Raw genomic sequence first — 13,916 nt, forward strand, 5'->3', positions numbered from 1 at the left:
TCTAGCGGCGATTCGCCCGCACCAGGAGGTAGACGAGGAAGGGACCGCCGATCGCGGCGGTGACCACGCCCACCGGCAGGGTGACCGGCAGCGCCGTCCGGGCGACCAGGTCCGAGCCGATCAGCAGCAGCGCGCCCACCGCGCCGGAGGCCACCACGGGCGGTGTCGGGTACCTCGTCAGACGCATCGCCACCTGAGGCGCCACCATGGCGACGAACGGCACCGGCCCCGCCGCGCTCACCGCGAAGCCGGCCAGGAGCACCGCGCACAGCAGCAGCACCGCCCGCACCAGCGCGTACCGGACCCCCAGCCCCGCGGCCACGTCGTCGCCGAAGTGCAGCGGCTTGAACTGGAAGGCGACGCAGGCCACCACGGCCAGGACGGCCAGCGTGCCCCAGAGCGCCACCCACACCTCGTCCCACGAACGGTTGTCCAGCGAGCCGACCAGCCACGCCTGGGCCCGGGCCACGTCCCTGATGTCGGCCGTGGCCAGCAGCCAGGTCGTGACCGCCTCCATCACGGCGCTCACCGAGATGCCGATGAGGATGAGCCGGAACCCGTCGACCCCCCGCCGCCACGCCAGGAAGTACACCAGCAGCCCCGTACCGAGACCGCCCGCGAGCGCCGCCCCCGAGAGGCCCACCGAGCTCACGACCGCGGCGGCCGACCCGCCCGACACCGTCACCAGGAACACCGTCACCGCGCTGGCGCCCCCGGTGATCCCGAGGATGTCCGGGCTCGCCAGCGGATTGCGGGCGATGGACTGGGTGAGCGCCCCGGACACCCCCAGGGCGGTCCCCACGACGAGACCGGCCAGCGCCCGCGGCATCCGCAGGTCCATGATCACGAACTCGTCGACCCGCTCACCGGCGCCGAAGAGCGTCGCCACCACCTGCGGCAGGCCGATGGGGAAGTCCCCCACCCCGATGGACAGGCAGAACAGCAGGAAGGCCGCCGCCAGGAGCAGCAGCGTGACCAGCACGATCCTGGGCCGCCACACGAAGGACAGGCCGCCGAACCTCACGCCCGGCGCCGCCACCCGCTTCACCACGGTCACGTTCATGCGCTCTTGAACTTCCCTCGCCACACCAGACCCGCGAAGAACGGGGCGCCGAGCAGGGCGACGAGGACGCCCACGTCCAGCTCGCCCGGCCGCACCACCACGCGCCCCACGATGTCGCAGACCAGCAGGACGACCGCGCCGAGGAGACCCGCGTACGGCACCAGCCAGCGGTAGTCGGGCCCCGCGAGGTACCGGGCCACGTGCGCGACCATGAGTCCGAGGAACGCGACGGGACCGCACGCCGCCGTCGCCGCACCCGCCATGAGCGTGATGGCGACGATGCCGACCGTCCGAATCAGCGCGATGTTCACCCCCAGGCCCCGTGCCACGTCGTCACCCAGGTTGAGCAGGTTGACGGAGGGCAGGGTGACCAGGGCCAGCACCAGCCCGACCGCGATGAAGGCGGTCACCGGCCAGATGACCCGGAACGGGACACCCGCCACCGAGCCGGCGTTCCAGAACCGCAGCGCGTTCAGCGCCGCCTTGTCAGACAGCGCGATCGCCGTCGTCATCGCCGCGAGGAACACCGCCACCCCCTGCCCCGCCAGGGCGAGCGTCAGCGGATTGCCCGCGCCCCGGCCGATGCTCGACAGTCCGAACACGACCACCCCCGCGAGCGCGGCCCCCAGGAAGGCGAACCAGACGTACTGGAACGGGTCGGTGAACCCGAACAGGGAGATCGCCGACACCACCGCGAACGAGGCGCCGGTGTTCACCCCCAACAGGCCGGTGTCCGCGATGGGGTTGCGGGTGAACCCCTGGATCAGCGCCCCGCCGACGCCCAGCGCGATGCCCGCCACGATCGCGAGCACCGTCCGGGGCACCCGCACGGTCTGCACGATGAGCCTGATCTCCGTGCTCCTCTGGTCGGGGTCCGGCCCCGCGAACAGCCCGTGCCAGACCTCGGCGGGACTCAACGCGCGGGCACCGACGGCGACCGAGACCACCGCGGCGACGACCAGGACCGCAGCGACCGCGCCCAGACCGACGATCCGCCGCCGACGGGCCGCCGCCACCTCGGACCGCGCCGGGCGCTCCACTGAAATCGTGCCCATGGCGACGTAGGCTATCCCGGCGCGGACGTCGGGCCGCCCGGCCGTCCCGTACTCGCCGTCGGGCGGGCCGCCGGCGCGGCGGCGGGTACCAGGTGGCACGGACGTTCCTCTCTCATGCGTACTGCGTACTGCGTGGCGCGTGGTGCGTGGTGCGGTGGTGCTTCTCGTGTCTTGCCTGTTGCCGCTTGCGCGTTGCCACTTTCCTTTTGCTGCTTGCCTGTTGCCGCTTGCCTGTTGCCGCTTGCCTGTTGCCGCTTGCGCGTTGCGCCCGTCCCTGAGTCCTGCGCGCCGCCGGGCCGTACGGAGCGGGCCGTACGGAGCGGACCGGGCCGACTACCGGGCCGGCCGGCGGACGGCGCCGGCTCCCCCGTTGAGCCGCGGGCTCACGACGGCCGGGCGCTCGACGGGCGGGCTCACGACGGCCGGGGCCCCGACGGGCGGGCGTTCGAGGCCGCGGCCGAGGATCGCTTCCAGGATCTCGCCGACGCGCACCGCCGTGTTGGACAACAGGGAGGAGCTGATGCCGTGGGTGTGCTCGGTGCCGCCCTGGAGGTAGATGCCGCAGCGCAGTTCGGGGTCGGTCGCCACCCGGTAGTCGCGCTCGACCCGGACCCGGCCGAGCTCGTCGCGGTGGCAGAGGTCGGCGACCGCTCCGAGCAGGCCCAGGCCGTCGGCCTGCGTGTACCCGGTGGCGCAGACGACGACGTCGGCGTCCACCGGGACGGTCTCGCCGGTGACCAGGTACTCGACGGTGGCGCGGACCCCGCCGGGCGTCTCCTCGACGCCCCTGAGGCGCGAGACGTTCAGGAACCGCAGCCGCTCGGTGCCGAGCACCTTCTCCCGGTACGCCTGCCGGTACAGCTCGTCGATGAGGTCGATGTCCACCACCGAGTAGTTGGTGTTCCCGTGGTACTCCATCAGCCGGCGCTTCACGTCCTCCGGCGCCGTGAAGTACTCGTCGACGGCCCGGGGGTCGAAGATGCGGTTGGCGAAGCCGCTGTCGTCCGCCGGGCTGTAGCCGTAGCGGGAGAAGACCGCGCAGACCTCCGCCCCCGCGAAGCGGCGGTGCAGGTAGGCGACGGTCTCCGCGGCGCTCTGGCCGGCCCCGACGACGACGAAGCGGGTGGGCCCGCGCCCTTCCAGGGCGTCGACCTTCCGCAGCAGGTCGGAGTTGTGCCAGACCCGGTCGGTCCGCTCGACGCCCTCCGGCATGGCCGGGCGCAGCCCGGTGCCGATGACGAGGTTGCGGGCGCGGTGGACGACGACCTCGTCGCCGGACCGGGCCGTCACGTCGAGGTACTCCACCACGCCGTCGCGCACGACGGGTTCGACGGCGACGACCCGGTGGCCGTAGGAGACCATGTCGTCGACCTTCGCCGCGGCCCACTCGAAGTAGTCGTGGAACTCGACCCGGAGCGGGAACAGGCTCTTGTGGTTGACGAAGTCGACCAGGCGTCCCCTGCTCTGCAGGTAGCAGAGGAAGCTGTACTCGCTCGCCGGGTTCCGCATCGTCACCAGGTCCTTCATGAAGGACACCTGCATCGTCGCGTCGTCGATGAGCATGCCGCGGTGCCACCCGAACCCGGGCTGCTGCTCGAAGAAGTGGGCGGTGACCGTGTCGCGCCTTCCGACGCGCGCGTTGTGCTCGCTCAGCGCGATCGCCATGGCGACGTTCGACGGACCGAAGCCGATACCGATCAGGTCGTGGATCAGTGCTGCGTCGCCGGGAAGGGCTCGTGACATGTCACTCCCGTTCGTGCGGGACGGCCGCCTGCCAGGCGTCCTGTCGAGGTGGGGGCATGGGGGGAGTCCGGGCACACCCGTGACGGCATCCCGGTGGAACTTAGGTAAAGCTAACCTGATCCTGGCATGCTGTCGACCGGACAAGAGCGGGCAAATTTCGCCCCGGCCGGTCAATTAGGCCCAAATTATGCACCGTTGCACCGTTAGGTAAGCCTTGCTTTACTGACCGTGTCATCTCGCTTCTTCCGAGGAGGAACACCGATGCGCGTCGTCATGTTCGGCTACCAGACCTGGGGCCACCGCACCCTCAAGGCGCTCCTGGACTCCGAGCACGATGTCGCGCTGGTCGTGACGCACCCCAGGAGCGAGCACGCCTACGAGAAGATCTGGAGCGACTCGGTCGCCGAGCTCGCCGAGGAGCACGGCGTCCCGGTCGTCATCCGCAACCGCCCCGACGACGAGGAACTGTTCCGGCGCCTGGAGGAGGCCGCCCCGGACATCATCGTCGCCAACAACTGGCGCACCTGGATCCCGCCCCGCATCTACACCCTGCCGAAGCACGGCACCCTCAACGTCCACGACTCGCTGCTGCCCCAGTACGCCGGCTTCTCACCGCTCATCTGGGCCCTCATCAACGGCGAGACCGAGGTCGGCGTCACCGCCCACATCATGGACGAGGTGCTCGACGCCGGCGACATCGTGCGGCAGCAGGCCGTCGCCGTCGGGCCCACGGACACCGCCACCGACCTCTTCCACAAGACGGTCGACCTCATCGCCCCGGTCACCCTCGGCGCCCTCGACCTGATCGCCTCCGGCCGGACCGACTTCACCAAGCAGGACCGGTCCCGGGCCAGCTTCTTCCACAAGCGGGCCGAGGAGGACGTCCGGATCGACTGGGACTGGCCCGCCGAGGTCCTGGAACGCCTGGTCCGCGCCCAGTCCGCCCCGTACCCGGCCGCCTTCACCTACCACCGGGGCCGGCGTCTGGAGGTGCTCTCCGCCGTCGTGTCCGAGGGCGTCTACGGCGGCACCCCCGGCCGCGTCTTCTACCGCGAGGGCGACGGCGTCGTGATCGTCGCCGGGGCCGACGCCCGCACGGGCCGCAACCACGGCCTGGCCATCACCCGGGTACGCACCGAGGACGGCCGGGAGCTGCCCGCGACGGACTACTTCACGTCCATGGGCGGTTACCTCACCGATCGCCCCTGACCACCCGCGCCCCGCCACGGGTCCCCTGCCACCGGCGCCCCGCCACGGGTCCCCTGCCACCGGCGCCCCGCCACGGGTCCCCTGCCACGGGTGCCTCCCGCCTCGGGCGCCCCCACCCACCGGGGGACGCCCGGTGGGCAACTGTTCTCCCCTCGTACGTCCGGCCGTCCACCACGGCGCGCGGTACGGCACGGGTGACGCTGCTAAGGCTTGTCCGACAGGCAAGCCCCTGAACGCACAGCGCCAGCCCAACACCCGCTCGCTCGTCAGGAGGACGCCCATGCGGCGAACCGATCGAGTCCGGCCCCGCGCACTGGCGGCGGCATCCGCCGCCGCCGTCGTGGGAGCGCTCCTCGCACTCCCCGCCGGCCCCGCGCAGGCGGTGTCCGCGGACATCGTGATCAGCCAGGTGTACGGCGGTGGCGGCAACTCCGGCGCCCAGTACGCCAACGACTACATCGAGCTGTACAACCGGGGCACCGCACCGGTCTCCGTCACCGGCTGGACCGTCCAGTACGCCTCCGCGGCCGGGTCCTCGTGGGCCAGGACGACGCTGACCGGCACCATCGCGCCCGGCAAGTACCACCTCGTCCAGGAGGCGGCGGGCGCCGGCGCCGGGGCCGCCCTGCCGGCGCCGGACACGACCGGCACGCTGGCCCTGAGCGCCACCACGGGCAAGGTCGCACTGGTCACCAACGGGACCGCGCTCACCTGCTCCTCGGGCTGCGCCGCCCAGCCGGGCGTGAAGGACTTCGTCGGCTACGGTTCGAGCGCCAGTTCCGCCGAGGGCTCACCGACCGGCAACCTGGCGAACACCACCGCCGCGCTGCGGGCCGGCGGCGGCGCCACCGACACCGACAGCAACGCGTCCGACTTCGCCGTCACCGCCCCCGCCCCGCGCAACTCCTCCTCCGGCGGCGGCACCGGCGGCACCCGGATACGCGACGTCCAGGGCGCCGCCCGCACCTCCCCGAAGGCCGGACAGGCGGTCAGCGCCGTCCCCGGCGTCGTCACCGCCGTCGGCCCGAGCGGCTTCTGGTACCAGGACCCGCAGCCGGACGCCGACCCGGCCACCAGCGAGGCCGTCTACGTCTACACCGCCGGTGCGCCGGCCGTCGCCGTCGGCGACTCGGTGACGGTCGGCGGCACGGTGAGCGAGTTCCGCCCGGGCGGCACCGGCGGCACCACCAACCTCACCGTCACCGAACTGACCGCGCCGAGCGTCACCGTCCTCGCCCACAACGCCGCACTGCCCGCCGCCACCCTGGTCGGCGCCGGCGGCCGGGTGCCGCCGGCCGCGGTGATCTCCAGCGTCACCACCGGCAACGCCGAGACCGCGGGCGGCTTCCAGCCGGCCACCGACGGCCTCGACTTCTGGGAGTCGCTGGAGGGCATGCGGGTCAGGATCGACAACGCCGCCGTGGTCGGCCCGACCAGCGCGTTCGGCGAGATCCCGGTCGTCCCGCAGGGCTCCACCACCCGCACCGGCCGGGGCGGCATCCTCCTCCAGGCCGCCGACGGCAACCCCGAGCGGGTCATCCTCGACGACGTGCTCGCCCCCTCGCCGGCCGCCCGGGTCGGTGACACCCTCTCCGGCGCCACCGTCGGCGTCCTCGACTACTCCTTCGGCAACTTCAAGCTGCTGGCGACCGCGACCCCGACGGTCTCCCCCGGCGGCCTCACCGCGGAGACCACCGCGGCGCCGGCCGCCGGCGAGCTGGCCACCGCGACCTTCAACGTCGAGAACCTCTCCCCCGACGACCCGCAGAGCAAGTTCGACGGCCTGGCCGCGGCCGTCGTCGGCAACCTCCGCTCGCCCGACCTGGTCGCCCTGGAGGAGATCCAGGACAACAACGGCGCCACCGACAACGGCACCGTCGCCGCCGACCAGACCCTCGCGCGGCTGACCGCCGCCATCACCGCGGCGGGCGGCCCGTCCTACTCCTACCGCCAGATCGACCCGGTGAACGACCAGGACGGCGGCGAACCCGGCGGCAACATCCGCCAGGTCTTCCTCTACCGCACCGACCGGGGCCTGAGCTTCACCGACCGTCCGGGAGCCGGCTCCACCACCGCCGACTCGGTGGTCAACAGCGGCGGCGTCCCGGCCCTCACCTACTCCCCCGGCCGGATCGCCCCGGGCAACTCCGCCTTCAACGCCAGCCGCAAGCCGCTGGCCGGCGAGTTCCGCTGGAACGGCCGCCCGGTCTTCGTGATCGCCAACCACTTCAACTCCAAGGGCGGCGACCAGCCCCTGTTCGGCCGCTACCAGCAGCCGACCCGCCCCTCCGAGACCCAGCGGCACGCCCAGGCCGCCGTGGTGAAGGCGTTCACCGACCAGATCCTCGCCGTCGACCCGAACGCCGCGGTGATCGTCCTCGGCGACCTCAACGACTTCGAGTTCTCCCAGACCACCGACCTCCTCACCGCCGGCGGCTCCCTGGTCGACCTCCCCCGCACCCTCCCCCTCGCCGAGCGCTACACCTACGTCTACGAGGGCAACTCCCAGGTGCTCGACCACATCCTGGTCTCCCCCTACCTCGCCGCCAGGGCCTACAGCTACGACATCGTCCACCTCAACAGCGAGTTCCCCACCCAGCTCAGCGACCACGACCCCCAGGTCGTCCGCATCCCCCTGCCCTGACACCCCGCCCCTCCGGCCGCACTGCCCGGCCGTCCCGCACCAGCACACCGCACGCCCCCGCTGCCCCGGCACCGCACCCCGGCGCCGGGGCAGCGCCGTCCGCTCCGGGGTCCGCCGCTGGGCCGGCGACGGGGTCCGCGCCGAAGCCGGCACCAGGTGAAGAGGTGTGATCCCGGTCGATTAGGGGTGTACGGGAACTGATCGGGCCGGGCGGACGACTGGTGGGGAGTGAGTGGGATGTCGCCGGGTAGCCGGCCGTTGAGCGTACTGGCGGGGTTCGCCCTGCTGCTGGTGCTGGTGTTCGTGGTGGCCTTCGCGGCCGGACGGGGGGCCGGGCCCGTGACACCCGGGCTGACCCCCGGCGGGGGCGGCGGGGGCAAACCCGGGATGGGGCACGACATGGGAGCGGGCCGGTGAAGGCCGTCACGGAGAACCCCGGCAGCGGGGAGACCGGCGGCGGGGACGCCGGTGCGCCGGTGAGCACCGACCTGGCCGTCGGCGGGATGACCTGCGCGGCCTGCGTGAGCCGGGTGGAGAAGCGGCTGGCCCGCATCGAGGGCGTGACCGCCGGGGTCAATCTGGCCACCGGGCGGGCACGGGTGCTGCACCCGGCCGGGGTCGGCGTCGACGAGCTGGTGGCGGCGGTCGAACGGGCCGGCTACACGGCCGAGTTGGCGCCGATCGGACTCTCGGCGGCGGGACCGGACCAGGACGACTCCGGCGAGCGGTGGCGGCTGCTGGTGACGGCGCTGCTGGCCGTGCCGGTCGTGCTGCTGTCGATGGTGCCGTCGCTCCAGTTCGCCGCCTGGCAGTGGGTCTGCTTCGGCCTGGCCCTGCCGGTGGTGACCTGGGGGTCGGCCGCGTTCCACCGGCGGGCCTGGCAGGGACTGCGGCACGCGGCGGCGACCATGGACACGCTGGTGAGCCTCGGGGTGGTGGCGTCGTTCGGCTGGTCCGCGTACGCGCTGCTGTTCGGCGGGGCGGGCGAGATCGGCATGCGGATGCCGTTCTCGCTCACCGCGGACGGCGGCGGCACCGCGCACGTCTACCTGGAGGCGGCCGTCGGCGTGCCGCTGTTCGTGCTGGCCGGGCGCCTGCTGGAGGGGCGGGTGCGGCGGCGCACCGGCTCGGCGCTGCGGGCCCTGGCCGAGCTCGGGGCCAAGGAGGTGTGCGTCCGTGACCCCGAGACCGGCGAGGAGCAGCTGCTGCCGATCGAACACCTGCTTCCCGGGCGGGAGTTCGTGGTCCGACCGGGCGAGCGGGTGGCCACCGACGGCGTGGTGGTGGAGGGCAGCTCGGCACTGGACCTGAGCCTGCTGACCGGCGAGTCGGTCCCGGTGGAGGTCGGCCCCGGCGACCAGGTGGCGGGTGCCACCGTGAACGTCGGCGGCGCGCTGGTGGTGCGGGCGACGGCGGTCGGCGCGGACACCCAACTCGCCCGGATCACCGCGCTGGTGGCGGACGCGCAGGCCGGAAAGGCGCGGGCCCAGCGGCTGGCCGACACGGTCGCCGGGGTGTTCGTCCCGTGCGTGCTGACGGTGGCGGTCTGCGTCCTCGGCTTCTGGCTGGGCGCCGGGGCCGACCCGCAGGCGGCCGTGACGGCGGCGGTGGCCGTCCTCGTCGTGGCCTGCCCGTGCGCGCTGGGCCTGGCCACGCCGACCGCGCTGCTGGCCGCGACCGGCCGGGGCGCCGAACTCGGCGTGCTGGTGCGCGGTCCCGAGGTGCTGGAGAGCCTGCGGCGGATCGACACCGTGGTGCTGGACAAGACGGGCACCCTGACCACCGGCCGGATGGAGCTCGCGGCGGTGGCCGTGGCCCCGGACGCGGGGGTCGACGAGGACCAGGTGCTCCGGCTCGCAGGAGCCGTCGAGCACCGGTCGGAGCACCCGATCGGCCGGGCTGTCGTGGGGGCGGCCCGCGAGCGGTGTGGCTCCGAACCCCTCCCGGCGGTGGCCGAGTTCACGGCCACCGCCGGAGTGGGCGTGACCGGCACGGTGGAGGGCCGGGTGGTCCGGGTGGTCCGCCCGGACGACGCGGCCGGCCCGCTGCCGGCCGTACTGGCGACGGCGCTGGAGGAGGCCGCGGCCGCCGGCCGGACGCCGGTGGTGGTGGAGCTGGACGGGCGCCCGGTGGCCGTCCTCGCGGTCGGCGACACGCTGCGCTCGGGCAGTTGGCGCGCGCTGCACCGGCTGCGCGGGATGGGCCTGGAACCGGTCCTGCTGACCGGCGACGGCCCCGGGGCCGCCCACGCGGTGGCGGGCGAACTCGGCATCCAGCAGGTGCACTTCTCGGCCTCGCCGGAGCGAAAGGCCGAGGTGGTGGCCGAGTTGCGGGCCGCCGGTCGGACGACGGCGGTGGTCGGCGACGGCGTCAACGACGCGGTCGCGCTCGCCTCCGCGGACCTCGGGGTGGCGCTCGCCTCGGGGAGCGACGCGGCGATCGGCGCGGCCGGGCTGACCCTGGTCCGCGGCGACATCGAGGCGGTGGTGGACGCCGTCCGGCTGGCCCGGCGCACCCTGGGCACGATCCGGGTCAACCTGCTCTGGGCGTTCGGGTACAACGTGGTGCTGATCCCGCTGGCCGCGGTCGGGCTGCTGAACCCGATGCTGGCGGCGGTGGCGATGTCGCTGAGTTCGCTGCTGGTGGTGGGGAACAGCCTGCGACTGCGGACCTGGCGCCCCGGCCGCGGCGGCTCGGACGCACGCGGCGGCTCCGCCCCGGGCGGCGGGCGGCGCCCGGGCCGCTCCGCACGCACGGGGCGCTCGGCACGGGCCGGCGCGGGGACGGGCGCGGGGACGGGGACGGGGACGGGGACGGGGACGGGGGTCGCACGATGAACGGTGCTGCGATGGACGGCGGTTCGGTGAACGCATCACGGCCGGGGCGGCTGGCGGAACGGCTGGGACGCGCCCCCGAGCGGCTGAAGGTGGCCGGCCCGCCCGTCGCGGCGGCCGCGGTGGCACTGGCGCTGCTCTCCGGATGGACGGCGGTCGGCGGAGCCGGGCGGCCGCAGCCCGTGGAGGCCGGCCCGGGCTGGCTGCTGCTCCCGACCGCCGGTGGGGCGACGGCCACCGCCGCGTTCTTCACCGTCCGCAACCCCGGCGACATACCCGACCAACTCACCGGCGCCAGCTGGCAGTTCGGCGGCAAGGTCACCCTGAAACAGCACCGGCACCAGGGCGCCTCCGGCCGATGGGAGCCGGTCGCCGCACTGCCCGTACCGGAGCGCGGCGAGCTGGTGATGTCGCCGGAGGACGCCGACCTGATGATCCTCAACCCACCGCCTCTCACCGTCGGCCAGTGGGTGGAGTTCACGCTCACCTTCCGCAACAGCCCCGAGCTACGGGTGAAGGCCGAGGTCGTCAGGCCCGGCGGCCGACGCAGCAGCTGAGCCCGATCAGCCGGTCGGCCGCGGGCCAGGAGTCGCCCTCCGAGCCGATCAGGCGGTGAAGGACCACGCCGGACGCGGCTCGTCGCCACGAGCTCTCGAACGCCTCGTGAGCGGTACGGCTCGCCACAGCCCCGCCCCGCCTCGGGGACGCCAGACCGGCCACAGCCGGTGAACGGGATCGCGTGGAAGCCGCGCTCCGGCACGTCCCGGCAGGACGTGCCGGAGCCCCACGGCTCGCGGCAGCCCCTGCACACACGCCCCGCGCACGGGGGGACAGCCGGACTGCCCGCCGTGCGGGTGCTGCACCGAGGCGGCCACCCCGTGCAGGCGGAGGGCAGCCGGCCGGGCACCCGTATGCCCTCCAGTACCAGCGGCGAGCTCCGGTGGTCCTGCCCGGATCCTGCCCGGGTCCTGCCCGGGTCCTGTACGTCCGGGCCCGTCCGCCCGACGGCGTCAGGCGCTCAGCACGTCCAGGGACAGACGTCTGGCGCGGTCCAAATCGGTATCGTCGCCGAAGAGTTGGTAGCGGGTGTTGGCAGCGCGCAGGTAGGCGTCGATGCGGAAGGCGTCGTCCTCCGGGAAGCGGCTGCCGGCGGCGGAGAGTTCGGACTCCAGCAGGTGCAGCCACTCGCGGGCGAGGTCGCGGACCGCGTCGGCGACGGGGCCTTCGCGGTGGCCGTATTCGACCGAGGTCTTGGTGATGAAGCACCCGCCGGGGAAGACGCCGTCGCGCAGATAGGCGACCCAGTGGTCGAGCAGGGCGCAGAGCCGGGGCCGCCCCGGGACGGCGGGCCACGACGGCTCGACGACGTGCCGCAGGTACAGGGCGCGGGCTTCGGCGACGGCGGCGATCTGGATGGCCTCCCGGTTGGCGAACACCGTGAGGATGCCGCTCTTGCTGTGCCCGGTCCGGGCGGCGAGCGTGCCGACGGTGATGGCGTCCAGCCCGTGCACGGTCGCGGACATGGCCGCCTGCCGGGCGACTTCGTGCCGCGTCCGGTCGCCGCGGGCGCGGCGGCCGTCGGTGCGCGGCGCAGGGGAATCCGCGGCGGAGTCGGGGAGGTCCGGGGTCATGCGGCGATTGTATGCGATCGGTCGGTCGTGTAGTGTGCCGCAATAATGACGACCGGTCGGTCGTGAAGTGGAGGTGCAGGTCATGGGTGTCGACGGCGGCGCCGGACTGGACGGCTTTGCGAAACGCGTGTTCTCGCTGTCCGGGGGCGAGAAGACCGTCCACGTGGCCGGCAGCGGGCCTGCGGTGGTCGTGATGCCTGAAATGCCGGGCATCAGCCCCGATGTAGTGCGCTTCGCCGGGTGGGTGCGCGATGCGGGGTTCACCGTCTACGTGCCCTCGCTCTTCGGTGTCGACGGGGCGTATCCCACCGTCGAGCTCGCCGAGCCGATCCTCAAACGGGCTTGCGTCAGTGAGGAGTTCAGGGCGTTCGCGGGCGGTGGCACGAGTCCGGTGGCGGTGTGGCTGCGCGCGCTGGCCAGGACCGCTCACGACGAGTGCGGCGGACCGGGCGTCGGCGCGGTGGGGATGTGCTTCACCGGCAACTTCGCGCTGAGCATGACGCTGGAACCGGCCGTCATCGCCCCGGTCCTCGGCCAGCCCTCGTTGCCGCTGGACGACCCGGCCGCCCTGGAGCTGTCACCCGAGGACGGGGCCGCCATCCGCGAGCGGTTCGAGCGCGACGGACTCACCGCACTCGGCCTGCGCTTCGACACCGACAAGTGGTGTACCGGCCAACGCTTCGCCGCCTACGCACAACTGCTCGGCGACCGCTTCGACGGCCGCGTCCTCCCCGGCGAGCACGCGAACCCCGAACCACCGCCGTTCTTCCGCGACCTGGTCCAGACGCCCCACAGCGTGCTCACCGCGCACCTCGTCGACGAGGAAGGCCACCCCACCGTGCAAGCCCGCGACGAAGTCCTCGCATTCCTGCGCACCCGCCTGCTTCCCGACCACACCACGGCCTGACGGTCGGAAAGGGCCCACCCCTGCGCACCCGGGGCCGGCCCTCCCCGCCCCTGCGGGGCCAGCCGTGCTTTGACCGCTTCCCGTCCGCAAGGTGATCGTTTCCGGGTCCGGTTGTCAGTACCGTCTGCCATGCTGCCGGTCAGCATGCGATGACGGCATCGGGCGTGAGGAAGGGCTGAGTGCGATGGGCTTCGAGGGCCAGGTCTGGCGTCTGGTCCGCCAGGACGACTCGGTGGGTGAGATCGTCGTGGAGGAGGCCGACTTCCCGTGGCTGTACGGGCGCTTCATACCGGGAACGGCGTTTCCTGATGTCGAGCCGCTCTTCACCCGGTCCCTCGCGCTGTCCGAGGCGGAGGCCTGGGAGGCGTTCGACGACGTGCACGAAGAGATCACCAAGGCTGTGTCGCTGATTTCGCCCTCGGGCCCGGTCGCCGAGTTCCTGCTGCACATCCAGGGCGACACGGCGTGGTTCCGCTGGAGCGACGAGCCGTTCGAGGGCTGACAGGGCGATCATGAGACTGCGGGGCAGGCCCTGAGAGCCGGACTCACCTCTCGTCGGCGAAACCCAAGGTCCACACGGCCGGCCGCTCGTCCTCCCCATGCAGGCGGGGATCGATCGGTGCCCGGCAGTCGCGTCCAGCACCATGGCGCCACCGTCGGGCAGAACGTCCAGAACTACCTGACCTGCAGAGCGGGTCTCCGGAAAGACGACCATCCGGCACGACAGAATCCACCCGATATGGCCGAGTCAACGAAACCTGCACAGAACCAGCTTCCCCGACCCTAGAGTCGCTGCTCAGAGACTGCTCCCCGCGCATGCGGGGGTGATC

11 protein-coding genes are annotated in these 13,916 nt (G+C 73.2%); 7 read left to right on the forward strand and 4 right to left on the reverse strand.

What is annotated here, in order from left to right; translation table 11 throughout:
* Position 1 precedes the first annotated feature (1 nt).
* The 3 genes from OG550_RS02155 to OG550_RS02165 all read right to left on the reverse strand — a co-directional run bounded on the left by OG550_RS02155 (position 2) and on the right by OG550_RS02165 (position 3,861).
* Positions 2-1,063: a FecCD family ABC transporter permease gene (locus tag OG550_RS02155; protein ID WP_327673870.1), complete on the reverse strand. Its 1,062-nt coding sequence runs from the start codon at positions 1,061-1,063 to the stop codon at positions 2-4.
* Positions 1,060-2,118, reverse strand: a complete 1,059-nt coding sequence (locus OG550_RS02160) for a FecCD family ABC transporter permease (RefSeq protein ID WP_327673872.1) — start codon at positions 2,116-2,118, stop codon at positions 1,060-1,062. Before OG550_RS02160 ends, OG550_RS02155 begins: the two co-directional genes overlap by 4 nt.
* A 333-nt stretch (positions 2,119-2,451) precedes the next feature.
* Entirely contained in the window at positions 2,452-3,861 is a 1,410-nt protein-coding gene (locus OG550_RS02165; RefSeq protein WP_327673874.1) for a lysine N(6)-hydroxylase/L-ornithine N(5)-oxygenase family protein, read from the reverse strand.
* A 261-nt stretch (positions 3,862-4,122) separates the two neighbouring features.
* On the opposite strand from OG550_RS02165, the gene OG550_RS02170 reads away from it, so the two are divergent.
* From OG550_RS02170 to OG550_RS02190, 5 genes are all read left to right on the forward strand, one after another.
* Positions 4,123-5,070 carry a methionyl-tRNA formyltransferase gene (locus tag OG550_RS02170; RefSeq protein ID WP_327673876.1) on the forward strand — a complete coding sequence of 316 codons (948 nt, stop codon included), beginning with the start codon at positions 4,123-4,125 and terminating at the stop codon, positions 5,068-5,070.
* Between the two features lie 280 nt (positions 5,071-5,350).
* The gene (locus OG550_RS02175) at positions 5,351-7,714 is read left to right on the forward strand and encodes a lamin tail domain-containing protein (protein ID WP_327673878.1); all 2,364 of its coding nucleotides are present in this window, start codon (positions 5,351-5,353) and stop codon (positions 7,712-7,714) included.
* 237 nt (positions 7,715-7,951) lie between these two features.
* On the forward strand, positions 7,952-8,131 hold the full coding sequence (locus OG550_RS02180; RefSeq protein ID WP_327673880.1) for a hypothetical protein: 180 nt from the start codon (positions 7,952-7,954) through the stop codon (positions 8,129-8,131).
* A gap of 86 nt (positions 8,132-8,217) precedes the next feature.
* Positions 8,218-10,551, forward strand: coding sequence for a heavy metal translocating P-type ATPase (locus tag OG550_RS02185; RefSeq protein ID WP_442906123.1), 2,334 nt, complete (start codon positions 8,218-8,220; stop codon positions 10,549-10,551).
* A 26-nt stretch (positions 10,552-10,577) separates the two neighbouring features.
* Positions 10,578-11,105, forward strand: a complete 528-nt coding sequence (locus OG550_RS02190) for a copper chaperone PCu(A)C (RefSeq protein ID WP_327673882.1) — start codon at positions 10,578-10,580, stop codon at positions 11,103-11,105.
* 453 nt (positions 11,106-11,558) lie between these two features.
* Here OG550_RS02190 and OG550_RS02195 read toward each other — a convergent pair whose 3' ends face one another.
* Entirely contained in the window at positions 11,559-12,179 is a 621-nt protein-coding gene (locus OG550_RS02195; RefSeq protein ID WP_327673884.1) for a TetR/AcrR family transcriptional regulator, read from the reverse strand.
* Between the two features lie 82 nt (positions 12,180-12,261).
* Here OG550_RS02195 and OG550_RS02200 point away from each other — a divergent pair, with 82 nt between their 5' ends.
* Positions 12,262-13,086, forward strand: coding sequence for a dienelactone hydrolase family protein (locus tag OG550_RS02200; protein ID WP_327673886.1), 825 nt, complete (start codon positions 12,262-12,264; stop codon positions 13,084-13,086).
* Positions 13,087-13,270: 184 nt separating this feature from the next.
* A complete protein-coding gene (locus OG550_RS02205; RefSeq protein WP_327673888.1) occupies positions 13,271-13,588 on the forward strand; it encodes a hypothetical protein in 318 nt (105 codons plus the stop codon).
* The last annotated feature ends 328 nt before the right edge of the window (positions 13,589-13,916 follow it).

The organism is Kitasatospora sp. NBC_00458 (assembly GCF_036013975.1).
GTDB lineage: Bacteria > Actinomycetota > Actinomycetes > Streptomycetales > Streptomycetaceae > Kitasatospora.